This is a genomic window from Aquimarina litoralis (assembly GCF_039523995.1).
Classification (GTDB): domain Bacteria; phylum Bacteroidota; class Bacteroidia; order Flavobacteriales; family Flavobacteriaceae; genus Aquimarina; species Aquimarina litoralis.
In genome coordinates this window covers 1,214,968-1,235,190 of sequence record NZ_BAAAGE010000001.1, presented here as the reverse complement: position 1 = coordinate 1,235,190, position 20,223 = coordinate 1,214,968, and the positions used below count along the sequence as shown (strand labels likewise).

The following is a 20,223-nucleotide window of genomic DNA, read 5'->3' as shown; positions in this document are numbered from 1 at the left end:
TTTTAAAGTTTTTATTTTATTTCATTAGCTGTAGTACTCAGGATTCTAACTTCACGTTGTGGGAAAGGTATAGAAATTCCATTTTCTTCAAGTCTCTTTTTAGCTTGCTCCATAGTGTAAAAATGTATCGCCCAAAAATCCTCATTTGATGCCCAATAACGTATGGATAAAGACACCGAACTGTCCCCTAAAGAAGAAACTACTACTTCGGGTAAGGGATCTTTGATTACCGCTTCTTGCTCATTCACCAGCTCTAACAGTATATCCTTTGCCTGTTTAATATTACTACTATAAGAAATTCCGATGTCTATTTTATTTCGTCTTTTATTTTCTGCTGAATAGTTTGTGATGTTGTCATTGGATAATTTTCCGTTTGGAATTATGACTAATTGATTCCCAAAGGTATTTAGTTTAGTAGTGAAAATAGTAATCTCTTTCACTGTTCCTGATGTTCCTTGCGCTTCTATAAAATCACCTATTTTAAAAGGTTTAAAAAACAAAATTAACACGCCACCGGCAAAGTTTGCCAGAGAACCTTGCAGCGCTAATCCAACAGCCAAACCAGCAGCTCCCAAAATTGCAACCAGAGACGATGTCTGGACTCCTAACTGAGTTATTACTAGTATGATTAATAATACTTTTAAGCCTAAATTAATTAGATCATATAAAAATCGTTCTAAGGTTTCATCATAATCTCTTTTCTGAAAAAACTTCCTTAATCCTTTACTAAAAAGGTTAATAACCCATATACCTATAAAGAAAATTACAATAGCAGATAGAAGACTCGGCACGAAATCCCAAACCCATTTTAAGAAATATTCCCAATTTTCTTTTGTTAACCCCAAATTCTCTATATCCATATGTCTGTAATTTTTTATTTTTTATCGATTTAATCAAAATATGCTTCAACCTCCTCTTTGATATTTTCCCATTGTTCTTTTTCTCCATTAAACGCTCTTAGCACTTCTTTTATCTTTGACATGCCAAAGCCTTTTACTTCATCAAAACCTATTTTAGGTGGTAATGACAGCTCTGCATTTGTAACTACAGCATCTATCACAAATGGCTTACTTGATTTTTTCGCTAATGCGACTGCAGCAAGAATATCTTTCGCTTTTTCTACTCTAATACCGTCTCCTCCACATAGTTTAGCATACTCAGCAAAATTAAAGTTATTGACTTTTAATGCGTCCATGTTAGGAGCTAATCCTGCTTCTTCCATTTCTATTTTTACAAACCCCAATTGCGAATTATTAAAAACTATAATTTTAACAGGAAGATTATTATGTACTGCTGTAGAAAAATCTTGTAATGACATATTAAAAGCTCCATCTCCAACAAGACTCCATACTTCTCGATCGGTATGTAAAAGCTGTGCTCCTATTGCTGAGGGCAATCCTACGGCCATAGAACCATGATTAAATGATCCTATCACTCGTCTTTCTGCATCAAAATTCATAAAGTTTGAAGCCCAAATTGCCGCCGTTCCTGTATCTATAGTAAAAATTGCATCATCAGATGCTGTATCATTTATTGCTTTCGCAAATATTTGTGGATGTAATGGTTCCATATCTCGTGATGGATCTGCTTTATCTCTATTTCCTTCTTTCCACTCTTCAAATTGTTGTTTCAATTTTTTTAAGAAGGTATCATCTTCTTTATCAGTTGTATTTAGTAAAAGACTTGCTACCGTAGATTTAATATCGCCATGAAGACCAAGATTAATAGGACATCTATTTCCTAAATTTTCTGGTCTTATATCCACCTGAATGATTTTGGTGTTTTCGGGTAAGAAATCGCTATATGGAAAATCGGTACCTAGCATTAAAAGTAAGTCACAATCTATCACTGCTTTATATCCCGAAGGATTTCCAATCAAGCCTGTTAATCCTACTACATTTTGTGTAGAATGATCAAAAATATCAGACGCTCTTAATGAATGGGTAATTGGTGCTTTTAGCTTTTTGGATAATGCTAACACTTCTTGCTTCGCATCTCTACATCCCGCTCCAGCTAATATCCCTACTGTAGATGCTTCATTAATTAAATTTACGGCTTCGATCAATTCATCATTTTGTGGTATGATATTACTTTTGGATCTAAAAATTTTATGGATATAATCGTGATTTTTAGCTTTCATTTGAGCTATATCACCAGGAAGTTCGATTCTGCAAACACAATTATGATTAATAGCAATTTTAATTGCTCTCAGAATCACTCTTGGAGCCTCTTCTGGTGATCGTACGATTGCTTGATACTCGCATACATCATCAAATATTTTCTGTAAATCTGCTTCCTGATGATAATTTGTTCCTAAGAACTCTACAGGAACCTGACCTGTTATAGCAATTACTGGTGTTCTCTCCTTTTTTGCATTATACAACCCATTAATAAGGTGTAATGCTCCAGGTCCTACAGTACTTGCACACACTCCAAAATTATTACCAAGTTCTCCTTGTGCAAAAGCTGCATATGAGCCATTTCCTTCATGATTAACACCTACCCATTGTACCACATCTTGTTTTGCTATAGCATCAACTAATGGATTTAGGGCATCTCCGGCCACACCAAAAATATGTCTTACTCCTTCATTTTGTAATATCGATAAAAGTTGTTCCGAAACGTTCATATTCTTATTATTTGCTTTTAAATACTAATTGAGACTCAAATGGTTTAGACCAATTAGACACACGGTCAACAGCAGGTATCATGGTCGCAAATACTTCAAATTTTCTGGTATATACCGAAGTATTTTCTTGCAGTTTCCCTAATTTCAAAATCATTGGCGTCTTTATGGTTACACTTTTTTTATTGATTTCGCTTGATCTGATAAGCACACTCTCTTTACATAAGAAATCATCTCTTCTATCATCTCTAGCCACTCTTAAGACCTTTGTATCATCCCAATTAGAAATCAATACTGGAACATCTTTCTTACCATGTACATCGTATACAAAAAGATGTAATATATACTCCATATTTGTTTCTATATCTAGTGGATGAAATTCAAGTTCTGTATGAATAAGCACCTCATTTGTTTTATCATCATCAACTTCAATAAAATCTGGTATTCTGTCTATTTTAACTTCTATTATTTTTGCCATTTTTTTATTCTTTATAAACCTTATTATTCTTCTTTTCAAGAAAAAAGGGAGATGAATACCCCAAATTCAATCTCCCTTTAATCATCATCAATCAAACTTAATTATGAATCAACATACACAATTACTTACGGATCACAATCGATCCACCTAAGGTCTTATCTTGTTTTACTTTTTCGGGATTTCCATAGATTTCAATGATGCCTCCAGCGGTTACACTCGCATCCACGTACTCATCACTATTTATATAAGCTTTTCCTCCAGCAAGAACTGTAACATCTGTTTGTTCTGCGGATAATTTCTTTGCAAAATATTTTCCTCCTGTTCGTACTAAGACATCCTGGTTTGGTACATCACCCGAAATACTAATCTTTCCTCCAGATACTGCTTTCGAATCCAAGTTTTTCGCATTAACTTTTAAATCTATTTCGGCACCTTCCTGGGCTCTAATAGTTATATATTTTGATTCTATAGTACTATTTGAAGTAATCACCGAATTTTCATTTGCATCAATAAGGGCAAGATCTTCTGTATGGTAAATGGTAATGTTGGTATCTTTCCCATCGAGAATATTATCAATCTCCATTTTTACTTTTACTCTACCATTTTTGGAAACTATTGCTACTTGGTCAACATCATCACCAGTAATGACAGCTTTATTCTCTGCCGCTTTAATTAATGTAACATTGATAGCATCATACACTTTTAACTCATCAAACGCTGCGAGTTCTACCGTAGTCTTCTGTGCTAACATCATCATCGGACTTAGTAAAAACATATATATTATTTTCTTGATCATTTTTTATTTTTAAAATTCAATATCATTTAACTTCACATCAAAAATACTACGACTAAACAGGGTATGTTATCTTATTTCATAGCAACATTGACGCATTTGAAAATTTTAATCTACTACAAGTATTCTAAAAAAATTCCAGAGGCAACTACTCCTACAATTAAGAATGCTAATACAAGAAGTATGAACTTAGCTCCCAGTTTTGTTTTCTTATTTTTTTGAAAAATGTAATCTCTTCTTTCTTCATTTTCGTCTTTTATAAATTTCATATAGGTATTTTTCTTTTTTAAATTATTTTATATAAACTGTCTTTTTATTTACAAACTCTAATATTCCTTCTTTGGAAAGTTCTCTACCATAACCAGAGGCTTTAGTACCACCAAAAGGTAATCGAGGGTCCGATTTAACCATTTCATTAACGAATAGCGCTCCATCGGGAATCTCACTAATTAATTCTCTTACTTTTTGCTGGTCTTCGGTAAAAACCATTGTACCTAAGCCGTATTTAGAATTCGATGCTAATTGTATCGCATGCTTTAGGTTTTCTGCTTTGATTATCGATGCTACCGGACCAAATACCTCTTCATTAAAAACTGGCATATCAGGAGTAACATCTGTTAGAATAGTAGGTTCTATGTAAGCTTTATCTCGTTTACCACCAATCAAAATTTTTGCTCCTTTATTTACGGATTCAGTAATCTGTTGTTCCACTTCTTCTGCAAGATCTTCTCTTGCCATAGTAGCAATATCTGTTTCATGATGTAGTGGGTCTCCAAACTTTAATTTTTGAATTCCATTATTGTAATATTCTAAAAACTTATCATAAATTTTTTCTTCTACGATATATCGTTTAGCTGCGATACAACTTTGTCCGGTATTCTGAAGTCTAGCTTTAACAATGGTATCTATATACTTATCTAAATCCGCATCTTCTGATATGATACAGGCATTACTTCCTCCAAGTTCAAGAACTATTTTTTTAAGATATTTTCCTGCAAGCTCCGCAATTTTCTTCCCTGCCTTTTCGCTACCAGTAAAGCTTACTCCTTTTATACGATCATCAGCTATGATATCTTCAACTTGGTCGTGAGTGGCAATTATGGTTTGAAAACAATATTCAGGATATCCTGCTTTTCTAAAAATATCTTCAATCATCAAAGCAGATCCTAAAACATTATTAGCATGTTTTAGTACAATGGTATTTCCTGCTGTTATCGTAGGTATAGCAAATCGTAAAGCTTGCCAAAAAGGATAATTCCAAGGCATGATTCCAAATATGATTCCCAAAGGATCCTTGCTGATAAAACTTTCTTCTGCATCAGTTTCGATAAGTTCATCTGATAAAAATTGTTCTGCATTTTTTGCATAAAAATCAATCAGCCAAATACACTTATCTATTTCTGCAATGCTTTGCTTAAAAGGTTTTCCCATTTCTAAAGTAATTAGATTGGCACATACCTTTTTATTCTCTTCTAAAATATCAGATAATCGCGCAAGCATCTCTACTTTTTCTTTTAGAGTAACTTTTCTCCAAGAGGTAAAAGTCTCAGCTGACTTTTCTAAGGCATTTTCTATTTGATCATCTGTAAAAAGATCATATGTATTTAAAACTTCTCCTGTAAAAGGGAAATTTGTTTGAATTTTGTTTTTCATTTTATATTCTTTTAAGAGTTCATTACATCGTGAAAATGAAATCTAAACTCATTTACTTCTTGGTATAATGAGCTATTACTTTCTAAGATCGAATCAAAATTAAATGGAGAAGATGTAAAGTATGAACGCATTTACATCAAATCTTGATCCTTTTACTAAAGTTGATATCCGTTAACATCTCCATGATTTGAGTTAATACAATCTTATTTGATTGAAGATCTTTGTAATAAAGAAATATTAACCTTTAAAAAAGATTAAAATGAGTAATTCAAGTAATACCATATTAGGCGTTCTAGCTGGTACAGTAATAGGAACTACCTTAGGAATTTTATTTGCTCCTGATAAAGGATCAAATACAAGACAAAAAATTGCAAAAGAAACAACCGCTGCTAAAGATAGAATCGCAAATGAGGCTATTTCGCTCCAAGATAAAATAAATACGACCTTATCCTCAAAGAAAGAAACATTAGATGATCAATTAGAATTAATTGTTTCTGATGCAAGTCATAAGGCCGAAGATTTAATTACCTCTTTAGAAAAGAAATTAGAAAGATTGAAATCAAAAACTCAAAAATTACAAAAAACATCATAATGAGCGTTTTTGATTCCATTAATAACAGTGCCAGCACTGTTTTAGATACTAGTAAAACGTATGTAGAAGTTTCTGAAAAATACTTCAAACTGAAGATATTTCAGCAACTAACACGAACATTTTCCTATTTAAGCAAGCTTGCCATCATAGGCAGCTTGCTATTTCTAGGATTTATTTTTTTACTGGTTGCTTCTGTACTATGGTTAGGAGAAATTTTAGAAAGCTATAGTCTTTCATGTCTTCTTGTAGCAACATTCCTTTTTATCATGACTGGAATAAGCTACTTACTACGAAAATCAATCGATAAAAAAGTAATCAAGAAAATAGGTAAAGAATTTTTTGACTAAAAATTATGAGAAAAGAATATACTTCATTTAGCGAAATCCAAAAAGACTTGAAAGTTCTCAATCTACAACGACAAATTTGTATTGAGGAAATGAAAGTAACAAAAGATCAATTAAAACAAGATTTACTGCCAAATCAATGGGTTTCTACAATACTTAGTGCTGTTAAAAAGTACGGAATATTATATTTAATCCGTAAGATTTTTAAATAACAGCGTTTAGCTTGCCATAATTTGTTCAACTGGCCTTTCTACACTATTTTTAAAATCATTAGGACTGATATTATACTTCTCTTTAAAAATTTTAGAGAAATAACTTCTACTACTAAAACCAATAGAATACACAACTTCCGAGATATTCATATCCGTAGATCTAATAAGATCTCTAGCTACTTCTAACCGAACGTGACGAATATATTCTGTCACTGTTCTCGTATATAACACTTTAAAACCTTCTTGTAATTTTGCCTGGGACAATCCACTTTCTTCGGATAATTGTTCTAAAGAATAATCCTTCGATACATTATTAATAATTTTCTTAGCGAGCCTGCGAATAATAGTCAACTCTCTTCTTAATAAGGTAGTAGGTAACACCTCTTTTTTCATAGCTCTATCATGCTGCTGTATATGCATTGAAAGAATTTGATATACCATTCCTTCGATTTGCAAAATTCGAATCATCCCTTTTTGCTTTATCTTTCTCAAAGCTGATATTTTATCTGCTAATCTAAGATTATAGGTGCCGAAATAGGCAAAAGCTTTTTCATGATCCTCATCCATAAAAACCTGATATAGTTTCTCGTTTAATTGAGAAACATTATTAAGCTTCTTCTTCAGGTATTTTTTTCTAGCTATTTGTATGACATTAATTTCCAGCTTTTCTTCTTTAGGAAAGTATCCATAGTTGTAACCACCATCTCTACTGGTTATGATAACTGACTGAAATTTCTCGAGCGTATGTATCTCCTTCTGATAACCAAAACGATGACCACAAAATCCAGTGAGGCAATATGCAAAATGAATTGGATTATATTCAGAGGCATCCATAATAAGAACAACCTCTTTATGGAAGATAATATCATATTCTAACAAACTAACTCCCCAATCAAATGTAATGAATCGTATAGAACCGTGGGCATTAAGGTTATTTACGGTAAGTGTAAACTCTCCCCATCGCTCTTCGATGGTACCTCCAATAACTTCTTGAATTTGTTTAACAGTACCTGCAGTATCTTTAGCTGTGACATTAATTTCTAATGCCTGGTTAGAATAACTATACATAATAGGGGTTATTTAGAAAGAACTTTATGGTTTGTTTACATTTTTAACAAAAATAACAAACGATCTTACTTACATTTTAGAGTAAGGTTGTAAATATTTGTTAAATAAAAAAATCTTTTTTTTAGCAAAACGACTAAAGACTCTCGATTGACGAGAGTCTTTAAATTAGTTTTTATATGTCATGATCTCCTAGATGGTATCAAATTCGTCTACAAAAAAGAAGTCTTTGTCTTCATTGTTTACAAAATATAGACCTTCTCCAAAAATGTACTCCACATTTTTTTGATCCACTACCACTTTAAAACCTTTATCAGTTGGCTTTAATTCGAAGCTATCATTAGGATCTTTTTCGTAACGTAAAACAATATACTTGTCATAATCATCCCATTGATCATTATCAACATAAATTAGCTTAGTTACTTGCTCATTCATGCTCTTTCTTTCCTGATTCAACTTACTCTTATCTGTCTTCTTTAGTTTAAGAGGCGTATTACTTGTTCTATACACTGTTACTCTGTATGGAATCGTTTTTCCGTCTTTTTTAAACTCAAACGTTTTGGTTGTTTTTGTTTCTACAGTTTGTGAGTTACTCTGTGCGATCATATTTGTCATAGAAAAACTTATGACAACTATCATCAATGTTTTTAAAATATTCATGTTTTGAGATTTTTAGTTATTATTATTCTATTTTGTTGTGTTAGTTCTTACTTAATAAGACTAGTATCTAAATTATCTGAAGTACTTTTTGACCAAGCATTTAACATCCAACTAAATTTCTCCAGTTCTCTTATATAAGCTCCAATCATATCAATCGTTCCCTCATCACCAGCTTCTTCTGAATGTTTCAATATTACTTTCATTTGTGTAAGAATCTTCACATGATCTTTTAGAAGTTCTTCTATCATTTCTGTATCCTTCATTGAGGAAGAGGATACTTCTTCGATATCTGATAATTTCAAATATTCTTGTAATCTACTCGCAGGATGGTGTTGTAATGTTAAGATACGTTCTGCTATTTCGTCGATTTTCGTTTTCGCGTCATTATACAACTCTTCGAATTTTACGTGCAAATCAAAAAAGTTTTTTCCTAGGATATTCCAATGAAACCCTCTTAATTTTTGATAATATAAATTATAGTCTGCTAATAGAACATTTAATTCTAGTACTACTGGCAACAATTTTTTTTCTTCTATATTCAAATAATTCATAGTCTTATTTTATTATTAATTAGTAATATTTAAGTGAGTATAAGTCTTTCTTATTACTCTCAGTACAAAGATATTGGGTATAAGCACGGTTCTTTTGCTCATATACCATTTATCTTAACTCTATTGTAAGACAAGAAATATTATCGTGATGTAGTAGTTGAGAAGATTTAATTTAAAAATGTAAATAATACCAATTCAATTATAAAATAGATAGACCATCTTAAAATCTTAGTATTTTAATTATAAAGGTCGCAGATCGATATAACTATAATTAATTTCACCTATATGTTTATATTCAGTTTCGCGATCGTGAAGTTCTCCCCAACCAAAATTACGTTCGATGGTGCTCTCTTTGTATTGAGAGCGTAAGTTTTCTGAAAGTAATATATATTCATCTATTGGCACTTTATTTTTTAATAATCTATGTGCAATAATCACATCTTCCCCCATTAGTTTTATATTTTTACCTATAGGAACCGAACTTACCTCACGGCCATAATGTAAAACAATTTTAAGACCAAGCATATCAGGAATGCTTTTACCTTGCTTATCATTTTTGTACTTTTTGTGAAGTATTTTTAGTTGTTCGTAGAATTCTGTGTAAAACAATCGACATTGATAGACAAGCTCAGTAAATGTAGGCAATGGTCCTGTTTTATAAAACAAAATTGCATCTCCTTCAATTTCTGAAACTCTAAGATCTAATTTATTAGCATAAATCACTCTATTTAGTAGCGCAGGTATTACTTTTGAACCTAATTCTATATCAGTTGTACTCATAAATTGTGTAAATCCGCTGATATCCGGAATACAAATTAATGTTGGTTCTGCCTGCATGGAATTGTTCTATTTTATAACAACTCTAAGATACGTTTTAGATCCTTATCATTGCTGATATTATTGTTTAAATCGTTAACTAATGAGATAATTTCATTTTGTATGGCTGCTACATAGCCTGTATAAATCTCTTTACTATCTCTTATAAAAACCAAAGCATTTAAAAGCTCATAAGAAACTGAACTATCTGCTTTTGCATACATACGAATCGGTTGGATCACCACACGCATTAATTCTGAAGCGCTTATTTTATTATGTACAACAGTAATGTCACAGTTAGGTACACAAAAAAAGGTTTTTGGTTTAATTTTTAATGCTTTTTCTACCAATTGTCCTAACTTAGAAATAGCATTAATAGCAGTTCCAGGGTCATTAATTCCTGGAGACAAGGCTTTTACCGCTACTTCTGTTAATTTTATCATCCCACCCACACCACTATCATCTTCGTGACGATTAGATAGAATATATAAACAAATGTGTAAAGATTCTAATTCTTCTTTAGAAATAGGTTCTTTGATAATAAGCACTGGATCTCCTTTCCAGATATGTTGATCTGGATATGGAATAATTTCAATTATATTTTCTTTACTTTTTAGGGAATCTTTTAGTAGTTCAATATCGAAAGATCGGTAATAACCAGTTTTATTACTGTATACAACTTTCCAATATTTATCTGATATATTGTGGCTTTTAACAAGGTTATCCTCTTGTTCTGTTTTTTCTTTTCTTAGTAATTTGGAACTAGATATATAAATTTTATCAATAATGTTATGTATTTGTATAGCTTGTGATATGCTATGAATAAAATATACAAACAACCCGATACAAAATGTTCCCAATACCGCTGCAACCATCACCGAAAAACCAACCAAGTTTGATGATGAGCCATATGCTCCCATGGACATTAACACAATTATTGTATACAAAATTGTTCCAATATAGAAACCTAAAATAATTTGATGTTTTTTGTTGGAGATTAATCCAGGCAGCAGTCTTGGTGAAAAATTAGAAGAAGCTTGGTTAAGAACTACCATTACCATGGTAAAACTAAATACTGTTAGTGACAATATGCCACCAAATAAGGTAGAAAGAATTGTTCTAGCCGTCTCATTATCTTGCACTAAAAGATAGGGAACTTTTTTTTTAAAAGAATTGATGACTTCTAAATTTTCTGCAAATAATAGCGCAATTGCAAGAAACAAAAACCCAGTACTAATCAACACAGGATAAAATGCAATACTATGAAATATAGTACTCTTTATTCTTTTAAAAAACTTTAATGTAGATTTCATAATACCATCTCAATTGTTCTTAACGGTATTCGGGATTATCAAAACTCCATCTATTACCATTATCCCAGTCTTTTCTAGAATTGCCATAAGCCGGAAATCCATTTTCTTTGTTCAAAATATAGGCTAGATTTAATAGATTATAGGTCATAAATGTGGTATTCCTATTTGTAAATTCATTATTCTTTGCATTCGACTCCTCATCTAGATAACTTGGTCCAGGGCCTGCTTCTCCTATCCATCCACAATCCGCCTGTGGTGGAATTGAAAACCCTAAATGTTGCAGAGCATATAAAATTCCCATTGCACAATGCTTAATTCCATCTTCGTTTCCAGTGATAACACATCCTCCTACTTTACCATAATATATATATTGCCCTTTATCATTCATTTCTCCACTCATTCCATATAATCTTTCAATTAATTTAGTTGCAACAGATGATTTTTCTCCTAACCAGATGGGGGTTCCTATAACGACGATATCTGCTTCCATTATTTTTTGATAAATTTCTGGCCAATCGTCCTTTTCTTTTCCTTCTTCCTTCATATCTGGCATCAATCCATAAGCTATTTCATAATCCACCAATCGCAAATACTCTACCGATACATTTTCTGATTTCATAATATCCATAGATACTTTCATAAGACCTTCGGTATGGCTTTGCTTCGAAGAATCTTTTAAGGTGCAATTGATATAGATTGCTTTTAGCGATGAATAGTCCATCGTTTTCTTTTCGCTCATTATATATTCTTTTTTAAATTATAGCCTCATAATTTCTCTAATCATTTTCACCCATTTAGATGCGATCGCCACAATTTTTAACCCAAAACATATTCTGAAAAATTTTAAAAGTGCACTTTTTCAAAACAGTTAATCATAATCGTAAATGCGCACACCTTTAGCGTATACACATTATAATTTTGTAACTATAAAATTGAGCTATCCATAATATAAAATTCAAAAAAACATTTTTAGAGCAAATGTGATATGTAACTTACTAGATAGCTTTTTTAAATTTCTAATCTTTAAACATTTTTATTATGAAAAATTTTATAGGGATATTTATGATTATCCTTTTAATGAGTAGTTGTGATGTACAACAAAAAAAAGAGGCCAAGTTGCCTGAAGTGGATGTAGATGTGGAAACCGAATCAGGACAATTACCAACTTTTGATGTGGATTGGGCTGACGTAAACGTAGGTACCAAAACCAAAACAGTAAAAGTTCCTAAGGTAGTTATTGCGATGGAAGAAGTAGAGGTAGAAGTACCTTATGTAGATGTAGACATGCCAAACTCTGGAGAAAAAGAAGAACTAACATTAACTGTTGAAGCTGAAGTAAGTGATAAAGAACATACTATCGAAATTCAGGAAATCGTAGCTACAAATAATAATTTATATGTTATTTCTGAGCTAAATGAAACTGATCAAAAAATAGGAGACAAAACAATGCGCGTTTCTGATAGAGTAATTTTAAACGCTCCTGATCTAAATGTAAAACATATTATTGCTGGAGAAAAGCCTGATGAAGTGTTTAATGATCAATATAAATATGTAAAAGATATCGCTGAATTTAAATCTACTTTAGACAATACAAAAGTGATTTACACGAGATAGATTATAATTAGGGTTAATCAAAAAATGATCTCTTTTATTAAATAAATAATTAGAGGTCATTTTTTGTTTAAAAAATATGCTCCTACCCTTTTTACCCATAGTTCCAAGATTTATAGTATTCATTTATGCAGGAAGTAATTACAAATACCTCTTCTATACAACAGCTAATAAAGCATCCGGAACAAGTGATTGATAAATTTAATCTCTTGTATGTAAACGACCGTGATTTAGATATTTTCCGTCATAAGGACGGGAATAGGTTTCTATACAAAAGATCTGGCGAGCTTATATCTGAAAAAAATGAACTCCTTAGAATTGAAAACCTTAAAATCCCGCCTAATTGGAAGAATGTACGAATAACTTCTATAAAAAATGGTCATTTACAAGCTACTGGTAGAGATCAAAAGCACAGAAAACAGTACCGTTATCATCCACTTTGGAAAGAAATCCGAAGTCAAACAAAGTTCTACAAAATGTCGGATTTTGGAGAACAACTTCCTAAAATTCGTAAACAAGTAGATAAAGATCTGGAACTAAAAGAATGGCCTCGACAAAAGGTTTTAGCACTCATTATAAGACTCATGGAGGAGACTCATATCCGTATAGGTAATACTCAATATGCTAAACGTAACAAAACATATGGATTATCTACTATGAGATCTCGCCACCTACAGATAGAAAAGGATAAGTTAAAATTTGAATTTACAGGTAAAAAAGGCAAAAAACACTCTATCACCTTGCGAAACAAAAAATTAATCCGATTGGTAAATCGATGTGAAGAAATTCCTGGATGGGAATTATTCAAATTCTATGACCAAAAAGGAATAAAACATACAGTAGACAGCAGCATGGTGAATAATTACTTGCACGATATTTCTGGAAGCATGTTTACAGCAAAGGATTTTAGGACTTGGTCTGCCAACAAATTGTTTTTTGGAGAGCTCCTAGATTTAGGTATTGCTAATAAAGAAAAACAAGTCAAAAAAAATATTCTGAAAGCTTATGATGCGGCTGCAACGGGTTTGGGCAACTCCAGGAATGTATGCAAAAAACACTATGTACATCCAATTTTAGTATCAGCTTATGAAAATGGATCTATCCATCAATATTTCGATAAGATTCATGAATGTACTATTGCTAGAGACCATTTCTCTACCTCTGAATACTATATGCTCTCCTTAATTAGGAATTATACCCCCAACTTCATAAAAACGATTTCAAAACAAAAAAAATAACAATAATGGAAAAAAAATTCATAGACGCCTGGGATAAAATGATTGAAAAATTAGGATCTTGGATGGATACAATTGTAGTTAATCTTCCTAATGTCTTAATAGCTATATTCGTCTTCATATTATCATTGATCGCCTCTAAGTATATAAGTAAATTAATATTACGAGTTCTTAATAAAAGTAACTTAAGACCTTCTATGAAGAATTTGATATCCAAAATCATTTCTATTTTGGTAATCGCAATTGGTCTTTTTTTAATTTTAGGGATACTTAATCTTAGCAAAGCACTTAACACTATTTTAGCTGGTGCTGGAGTAGCTGGTTTGGCAGTAGGTTTAGCATTGCAAGGAGCACTCGCAAATACATATTCTGGGATTGTACTCTCTTACATAAAGAATTTAAAGTTTGGTGATTGGATAGAAACAAATGATTATGAAGGAGAGGTTGTAGATATTGATTTGCGTGCAATAACGATAAAACAAGTAGATAACAACCTGGTTTACATTCCAAACAAATTAGTGGTAGAAAATCCGATTAAAAACTACTCTACAACATCGCAATCCAGAGTTATTTTAGAATGTGGAGTAGGCTATGAATCAGACCTTAGGTTTGTTAAAAAACTTACTATAGATACTATTGTTAATAATTTTGACGCTGTAGAAAACAAAGAAGATGTTTTGTTTTTATGGAGAGAATTTGGTGATAGCTCTATTAATTACGAGTTGCGATTTTGGATTAATTCTACCTCTGCGTTAGAAGTAGCTAAAGCAAAAAGCGAAACTATGATGTTATTAAAAGATGCTTATGACGAAAATGATATTAATATTCCATTCCCAATCCGTACATTAGATTTCCCGAAAGAGTTTACCATTGGTAACGAAAAGGATGTATCTAAAAACCAATAATAGAAACATCACTATATTGAACATATGAAAAACATAAGCCCAAATATTATCAGGCAGATTTTTATCCTCTTGCTAATCCTATTATTAGGAGGGCTAATATTTAGAGAAATATTACCTTATTTATCGGGTATACTTGGAGCAATTACCATATACGTAATACTACGCAAATGGATGGTTCTTCTGGTTAGAAAAGGATGGCATCCAGATCTTGCAGCTGGTGTATTATTAGTAATATCATTTGTTGGAATATTAGTTCCGATTATTGGACTTATTTTAATGTTGAGCAATAAAATCGGAAATGTAACCGAAAACTCAGAAAAGTTTATACGCGCCGTTAAAAAGCAATTAGATACCTGGGAATATCAGATTGGATACGATATTAGTTCTCAAATCGACCCAGATAACGTTTCTTCATGGATTGCCGAAAATCTTCAAAACTTGGCAGGTGGAACTTTTAATGTGTTTATAGCTATCGGAATCATGTATTTCTTATTGTATTATATGCTTACAAACCGCAAGAAATTAAGAGAATCCCTTTTTGAATACATTCCTATCAATGACGGAAATCTAAAAATTATAGGAGACGAAAGTCAAAAGATGGTACGATCTAATGCCATAGGGATTCCATTGGTTGCCATTATCCAAGGATTGGTGGCACTAATTGGCTTTTTTATTTTTGGAATTCCAGATCCTCTTTTTTGGTTTGTGATTGTAACGGTAGGTTCTATGATTCCGTTTATAGGAACGCTAATTGCTATTATTCCGATCTTCATGATAATGCTATCTAACGGAGAAACTTTTCAGGCATGGGGAATTCTAGTATACGGATTAGTAGTAGTTGGGTCTTCTGATAATTTGGTTCGTTTATTTGTATTAAAAAGACTGGATAATGTACACCCAATTATCACTTTAATAGGAGTGATAGTAGGTGTTCCGCTTTTTGGATTTATAGGGTTAATTTTCGGACCTTTATTGATTAGTCTTTTTCTAATTGTTGTTCAAATCTATAAATCCGAATATGGCCAATCAGATCATACCGGTCAAGATCATTTGTAAAAACAACTTAAACTGTTTCTTAACTTTTTACACCATACTTTTGGCTCTTTTTACAAGAGACTGTTGATCATAATATTTTTTAGTATGTTCTTTGATTAGGTTTTGACCATCTATATTATAAAAGATTAATGCAGTGCACATTTCCGTTAATATTTCCAAAATCTCTAATGATATATCTATATTGTTAATACAATTAGTGCATTGTTTTATAAGTTCTTGATCTTGCTCTAGGCATTCTTTTACTGAGCCTTTTTGATCATATTTTTCTATATCCCATCCAACATTTCTATCATTAGAATCCAAAGCATACTTTCGCTTTTCTATTTCAAATATATTTAGCCCTATGTTTTTTCTTTCAAAAACCTCAACTAGTCTGTTTATATAACTATTTCTAATAATATTTTGATGATTTAAAAATCTCAAAAAATCCAAAACCTGTACTTTTTGGGTTGCCTCAAAATATTTTCTCTCCGCAATGAACATTGATTTCAAAACCACTTGTAACTCTTCATTATACTTCATAATGTTTTATTTTTCAATTAGATAAACTTGTGTGTCATTTTTCAAAACATGAGTGCCATCAGCAACTCGAATGTATAAAGCTAGATTTGCTTTCTTTGACGTATTAAGGATACTCTTTTTCACTTCTCGCCCCATGGAATACATATGTATTCCTTCAACAGTACCAGATAAAATTTTACTTCCTTGATTCCATTTAACCGTCATTCCTTTTTCTATCATGGTTTCAAATTTTATATAGAATTACTATTCTACTCTCTCAACTTCTTCTTCACTTTTTAGTACATGATCTCCATCTTCCTGTTTAATATATAAAGCTTTATTTCCTTGTTCACCGTTTCGTGAAACTTCAGTTCCTTTGATGGTTTTGGTAATTTTATCAGTATAGGTTTCTACTACTTTACCTTCAGCCGTTCCATTGCCCCATTTCCATTTAACTATTGTTCCTTTTTGTATCATTTTTTTGGTGACAATTTCCTTTTTTAAAAAATTATAATTTGATTCAAACGGGATTTTTATTAACCCAAAACAATTCTTTGAAACTATTCACACTTTAAAAAAAAGTTAAAAATCATATGAGTTAACTTTTGTTCTATTTGAACCATTCTTTTTCCTAAATCAGAAATAATTTAGTGGCAAGAACCTGATGATATGATATTAGAAGCGCTTTTAATTTTTGTATGTGGATTTGCAACAGGAATAATTTTGGTTGTCCTCAAAGGATTTCTCAAAATTAATATCAGATATATTTTTTCTAAGAGAAAAATTAGAAATATAAGATGATTTATCGGTAATCATCTTAAAACAACATACCGTATAACTTAAAATTTAGTATAAATATGGAAACATATTCTGAAAAGGTAGGAAGTAAATTAAATGATCTATTAGAGAAGACGTATGATGCAGAAAAAGGCTTTAAGAAGGCCGCAGAAAACGTAAAACATTCGTCTCTTAAGAACTATTTCAATCAAAAAGCTCAAGAGCGTTATGAATTCGGTCATGAGCTAAAAAGTGAAATCAAATCCTTTGGGCAAGAAGTAGATAAAGGAGGAAGTATAACAGGAAACTTACACAGAACATGGATGGATGTTAAATCTTTAGTATCTGGTAATAATGAAGAATCTATGTTAGAAGAAGCCATAAGAGGAGAAAAAGCTTCTGTAGAAGAATATGAAGATGTTCTTGCAGAAACTACACTACCGCCAAGTACACAAACTATCTTAGCAAAACAGAAACAAAAAATAGAACTCGGCTTATCTAATATAAAGAGATTGGAAGACCTAAATTAATTCTACGATTCCCTGTTAATTAGTTGTAAAAGTTCCTCTTATAAGTCTTTTATCCCATGAAGGTTTGTAAGGGGGACTTTATTTATTGACATATTAATTAAGGTATTAAAATTTTAAAAAAGGGAATTTTATTATTAGGAGGAGTAATGATTATGATGTTTTTTTTAGTTTATATTCTTTTGGACTACAGAGATATTTTTTTTTAAATATCTTACAAAAATAACTCCTACTTGTGAGCCCAACGGAGTATACAATTTCTGAAATCGATAAATCTGTATTTCTTATAAGTTTTGCGGCTTTTTCTAACCGCACATTGCGTACAAAATCAGATACGGTTCTTTCATAAATAAACTTAAACCCTTCTTGTAATTTTGCAGGAGAAATACCAGATTTAAGACATAATGATTTAATACTATGTTGAATTTCTGGATGATTTCTAATGAATTCCCCTAATGCTGAAATAGAAGTTAATTCGTTTTTTAGTAAACCAGTAGTGTTTGATTCATTTTCGATTTCTGTATAAAACTGCTCTATATGTTTAGCCAGGATAAGATAATATCTCCCCTTTTGAGAAAGTAATTCCGAAAACTCAATACTATGTTCTATACTAAATAACAATTTTAGTTGTTCGGCTATTTTTAAATTATAGTTTCCTAGATGAAAACACTTTGATGTATTCTTTACATTGAATAATAAATCTTGAATTTTCTTATCAAAAAGGTTGTTTTGAAGGTTTGAGTAATCGAAATATTCATTTTTATCAATACAAATTATATTAAACATAAATGAACAATTCTTTTCTATATATATCTTATTAGTTGAAAAGTTATTACTGTGTGCAACTGCAGTATGATATTGTTCTATTTTTAATTGTTCAATAAACTCATCCGATCGGTGATAATAATATCCTTTCAGACAATATAAAAATTGTATAGAATTAGTTGTAATAGAATTTATTGGTAACATCAAATCTTTGAACAATTTGATATCAAAATCGTACGTATACAGACCTTTCTGTAAGTTTGTGTATCTAATATGACCAACCCCTATAGATGAATCAATGACAAGTGTATGAATATTATACTTTGTTTGAACACTTCCATGAAAAAGTTCATTTAGAGTTTTTAACTCTGATGGAATATTTGAAGTATTCATTTTTACACTTTTCATGTATTCATGTACAACATTTATCTTGTTGAATTTTAGAAGTTTAGCATTTTGTGCTATTTGCAAATTTAATCCGCAAATAAACAAATCTTTATCTTTATTGAATTTTTGATTGACTCTATCGCATAAAAAAATAAACGACTACTAATAATTTCTAAAAAGCGTTTAAATGCGTTATTAATTAAATGATACGAGATAACTTTGTTTTGCATATTTGTTTTACTTGCAACAGTAAGAAAAAGAGATGTTTAAAAAAATTGCAAACATAGCAGATAAGGATACAATAGAAACTGAATTTAAAATCAAATACAAGTTTCCAAAACTCTACACGCCATACTCCGTTATTGACGGCGGTAATGAATCAACGGTATCCATTATTACTTCAGAAAATCAAAAAAATATATCCTTTGGTATTTGGGGCCTGTTGCCAAGTAATTATCAAGACGAATGGTCTGATTTTCAGAAAGTTTACAACACTCTTTATCTAGACAGAGATGAACTACATACAAACGTAGTAATAAAGAATTCATTTGGTATAAGACATTGTGTAATAATCATTACAGGCTTTTACATATATCATTTGCGAAATGGAAATCTTTACCCGTATTATGTGTATCAAAAAAATCGAAAACCATTTTTAGTAGCCGGAATTTACAACACACTTGATGATGGATTTATAACTTGTAGCATGTTAACCTCAAAAGCTACTGGAATAGTAAAAACTATCCAAAATCTTCGCAATTCAATGCCTATTATTATAACCAACAAAGACTACAAAGCATGGTTAAATTCAAAATTAACACTTAATGAAACTAACGAACTTTTAGACAATGTAACATCATCTGAATTAACAGCACATCCAATTGCCAAAGAGTTTTTTAAAAATGATATTTCTTTTGAATCTATGCTAGCCCCAGTTTATTACAACGACATTCCTATTCCCTAATATTTTGGATATCAAAATTTTCTCCAATTATTTCTTCTTTAATAGAACCTATATCTATTTTCAGCGTCATGGGAATCACTCCATATTTTGGACCTAAGCCATCGGTTAAGAATTTTCCGACGTATTGGTTTGCAAGGATCAAACTTTCAAAAATAAAAATACCTCCAATGGTTTTGGTTTCATCATTTGTATAGCAGAAAAACGATATCAACCCCTTTGTTTTTTTTAAAATACGTTTCCGTTCGGTAGAGATCTTTTCCAGCTCTTCGATTGGCAACGTAGTTTTAAATTTTAGATTTACTAGTGTTCTTTCCTTTTGTGTTAAGGTCATATTTATTAAGATTTGGACAATATCTATCCTTTAAAATGTAATAATTACTACATTTTAGTAG

At 31.3% G+C, this 20,223-nt stretch carries 26 protein-coding genes; 9 read left to right on the top strand and 17 right to left on the bottom strand.

Annotation, left to right across the window (positions count from 1 at the left end; all coding sequences use genetic code 11):
- Positions 1-11: 11 nt before the first annotated feature.
- The 6 genes from ABD077_RS04970 to ABD077_RS04945 all read right to left on the bottom strand — a co-directional run bounded on the left by ABD077_RS04970 (position 12) and on the right by ABD077_RS04945 (position 5,550).
- Positions 12-860: a mechanosensitive ion channel family protein gene (locus ABD077_RS04970; RefSeq protein WP_343911061.1), complete on the bottom strand. Its 849-nt coding sequence runs from the start codon at positions 858-860 to the stop codon at positions 12-14.
- A 29-nt stretch (positions 861-889) separates the two neighbouring features.
- On the bottom strand, positions 890-2,629 hold the full coding sequence (locus ABD077_RS04965) for a thiamine pyrophosphate-dependent enzyme (protein WP_343911059.1): 1,740 nt from the start codon (positions 2,627-2,629) through the stop codon (positions 890-892).
- Between the two features lie 7 nt (positions 2,630-2,636).
- Complete coding sequence (locus ABD077_RS04960) at positions 2,637-3,104, bottom strand: hypothetical protein (protein WP_299604533.1); 468 nt, start codon at positions 3,102-3,104, stop codon at positions 2,637-2,639.
- 121 nt (positions 3,105-3,225) lie between these two features.
- A complete protein-coding gene (locus ABD077_RS04955) occupies positions 3,226-3,900 on the bottom strand; it encodes a head GIN domain-containing protein (protein ID WP_343911056.1) in 675 nt (224 codons plus the stop codon).
- 113 nt (positions 3,901-4,013) lie between these two features.
- Positions 4,014-4,166, bottom strand: a complete 153-nt coding sequence (locus ABD077_RS04950; RefSeq protein ID WP_299604537.1) for a hypothetical protein — start codon at positions 4,164-4,166, stop codon at positions 4,014-4,016.
- A gap of 22 nt (positions 4,167-4,188) precedes the next feature.
- Entirely contained in the window at positions 4,189-5,550 is a 1,362-nt protein-coding gene (locus ABD077_RS04945) for an NAD-dependent succinate-semialdehyde dehydrogenase (RefSeq protein ID WP_343911054.1), read from the bottom strand.
- Positions 5,551-5,809: 259 nt separating this feature from the next.
- Between ABD077_RS04945 and ABD077_RS04940 the strand changes: the two genes are divergently transcribed.
- The 3 genes from ABD077_RS04940 to ABD077_RS04930 are packed head-to-tail and all read left to right on the top strand — an operon-like array spanning position 5,810 to position 6,698.
- Positions 5,810-6,142 (top strand): YtxH domain-containing protein, encoded by a 333-nt coding sequence (locus ABD077_RS04940; RefSeq protein ID WP_299604543.1) that lies wholly within the window; start codon positions 5,810-5,812, stop codon positions 6,140-6,142.
- Entirely contained in the window at positions 6,142-6,489 is a 348-nt protein-coding gene (locus ABD077_RS04935) for a phage holin family protein (protein WP_299604546.1), read from the top strand. Before ABD077_RS04940 ends, ABD077_RS04935 begins: the two co-directional genes overlap by 1 nt.
- A gap of 5 nt (positions 6,490-6,494) precedes the next feature.
- A complete protein-coding gene (locus ABD077_RS04930) occupies positions 6,495-6,698 on the top strand; it encodes a DUF6327 family protein (protein WP_299604549.1) in 204 nt (67 codons plus the stop codon).
- Between the two features lie 6 nt (positions 6,699-6,704).
- Here the strand turns inward: ABD077_RS04930 and ABD077_RS04925 are convergent, their stop codons facing one another.
- The 6 genes from ABD077_RS04925 to ABD077_RS04900 all read right to left on the bottom strand — a co-directional run bounded on the left by ABD077_RS04925 (position 6,705) and on the right by ABD077_RS04900 (position 11,842).
- The gene (locus ABD077_RS04925) at positions 6,705-7,766 is read right to left on the bottom strand and encodes a helix-turn-helix domain-containing protein (protein ID WP_343911049.1); all 1,062 of its coding nucleotides are present in this window, start codon (positions 7,764-7,766) and stop codon (positions 6,705-6,707) included.
- 189 nt (positions 7,767-7,955) lie between these two features.
- The gene (locus tag ABD077_RS04920) at positions 7,956-8,423 is read right to left on the bottom strand and encodes a hypothetical protein (protein WP_343911047.1); all 468 of its coding nucleotides are present in this window, start codon (positions 8,421-8,423) and stop codon (positions 7,956-7,958) included.
- A gap of 47 nt (positions 8,424-8,470) precedes the next feature.
- Complete coding sequence (locus ABD077_RS04915; protein ID WP_299604554.1) at positions 8,471-8,974, bottom strand: Dps family protein; 504 nt, start codon at positions 8,972-8,974, stop codon at positions 8,471-8,473.
- Between the two features lie 240 nt (positions 8,975-9,214).
- Positions 9,215-9,811: a DUF2652 domain-containing protein gene (locus tag ABD077_RS04910; protein WP_343911044.1), complete on the bottom strand. Its 597-nt coding sequence runs from the start codon at positions 9,809-9,811 to the stop codon at positions 9,215-9,217.
- Between the two features lie 14 nt (positions 9,812-9,825).
- The gene (locus ABD077_RS04905) at positions 9,826-11,103 is read right to left on the bottom strand and encodes a DUF2254 domain-containing protein (protein ID WP_343911042.1); all 1,278 of its coding nucleotides are present in this window, start codon (positions 11,101-11,103) and stop codon (positions 9,826-9,828) included.
- A 19-nt stretch (positions 11,104-11,122) separates the two neighbouring features.
- The gene (locus tag ABD077_RS04900) at positions 11,123-11,842 is read right to left on the bottom strand and encodes a flavodoxin family protein (protein ID WP_343911040.1); all 720 of its coding nucleotides are present in this window, start codon (positions 11,840-11,842) and stop codon (positions 11,123-11,125) included.
- Positions 11,843-12,141: 299 nt separating this feature from the next.
- Here ABD077_RS04900 and ABD077_RS04895 point away from each other — a divergent pair, with 299 nt between their 5' ends.
- The 4 genes from ABD077_RS04895 (at position 12,142) to ABD077_RS04880 (ending at position 15,910) form a co-directional block, all read left to right on the top strand.
- Positions 12,142-12,717 carry a hypothetical protein gene (locus tag ABD077_RS04895; protein ID WP_299604565.1) on the top strand — a complete coding sequence of 192 codons (576 nt, stop codon included), beginning with the start codon at positions 12,142-12,144 and terminating at the stop codon, positions 12,715-12,717.
- 125 nt (positions 12,718-12,842) lie between these two features.
- Entirely contained in the window at positions 12,843-13,952 is a 1,110-nt protein-coding gene (locus ABD077_RS04890) for a DNA topoisomerase IB (protein WP_343911037.1), read from the top strand.
- Positions 13,953-13,957: 5 nt separating this feature from the next.
- Positions 13,958-14,854 (top strand): mechanosensitive ion channel family protein, encoded by an 897-nt coding sequence (locus tag ABD077_RS04885; RefSeq protein ID WP_299604570.1) that lies wholly within the window; start codon positions 13,958-13,960, stop codon positions 14,852-14,854.
- 24 nt (positions 14,855-14,878) lie between these two features.
- Entirely contained in the window at positions 14,879-15,910 is a 1,032-nt protein-coding gene (locus tag ABD077_RS04880) for an AI-2E family transporter (RefSeq protein ID WP_343911034.1), read from the top strand.
- A 27-nt stretch (positions 15,911-15,937) separates the two neighbouring features.
- Here the strand turns inward: ABD077_RS04880 and ABD077_RS04875 are convergent, their stop codons facing one another.
- The 3 genes from ABD077_RS04875 to ABD077_RS04865 are packed head-to-tail and all read right to left on the bottom strand — an operon-like array spanning position 15,938 to position 16,888.
- On the bottom strand, positions 15,938-16,432 hold the full coding sequence (locus tag ABD077_RS04875; protein ID WP_343911032.1) for a hypothetical protein: 495 nt from the start codon (positions 16,430-16,432) through the stop codon (positions 15,938-15,940).
- Positions 16,433-16,438: 6 nt separating this feature from the next.
- On the bottom strand, positions 16,439-16,651 hold the full coding sequence (locus ABD077_RS04870) for a hypothetical protein (RefSeq protein ID WP_343911031.1): 213 nt from the start codon (positions 16,649-16,651) through the stop codon (positions 16,439-16,441).
- 24 nt (positions 16,652-16,675) lie between these two features.
- The gene (locus tag ABD077_RS04865) at positions 16,676-16,888 is read right to left on the bottom strand and encodes a hypervirulence associated TUDOR domain-containing protein (protein WP_343911029.1); all 213 of its coding nucleotides are present in this window, start codon (positions 16,886-16,888) and stop codon (positions 16,676-16,678) included.
- A 380-nt stretch (positions 16,889-17,268) separates the two neighbouring features.
- On the opposite strand from ABD077_RS04865, the gene ABD077_RS04860 reads away from it, so the two are divergent.
- Entirely contained in the window at positions 17,269-17,718 is a 450-nt protein-coding gene (locus ABD077_RS04860; protein WP_299604584.1) for a ferritin-like domain-containing protein, read from the top strand.
- A 150-nt stretch (positions 17,719-17,868) separates the two neighbouring features.
- Here the strand turns inward: ABD077_RS04860 and ABD077_RS04855 are convergent, their stop codons facing one another.
- Positions 17,869-18,873, bottom strand: coding sequence for a helix-turn-helix transcriptional regulator (locus ABD077_RS04855; protein WP_343911025.1), 1,005 nt, complete (start codon positions 18,871-18,873; stop codon positions 17,869-17,871).
- 256 nt (positions 18,874-19,129) lie between these two features.
- On the opposite strand from ABD077_RS04855, the gene ABD077_RS04850 reads away from it, so the two are divergent.
- Positions 19,130-19,831 carry an SOS response-associated peptidase gene (locus ABD077_RS04850; RefSeq protein ID WP_343911023.1) on the top strand — a complete coding sequence of 234 codons (702 nt, stop codon included), beginning with the start codon at positions 19,130-19,132 and terminating at the stop codon, positions 19,829-19,831.
- Here ABD077_RS04850 and ABD077_RS04845 read toward each other — a convergent pair.
- On the bottom strand, positions 19,821-20,162 hold the full coding sequence (locus ABD077_RS04845; RefSeq protein ID WP_343911021.1) for a hypothetical protein: 342 nt from the start codon (positions 20,160-20,162) through the stop codon (positions 19,821-19,823). The genes ABD077_RS04850 and ABD077_RS04845 overlap by 11 nt on opposite strands.
- Positions 20,163-20,223 lie beyond the last annotated feature (61 nt).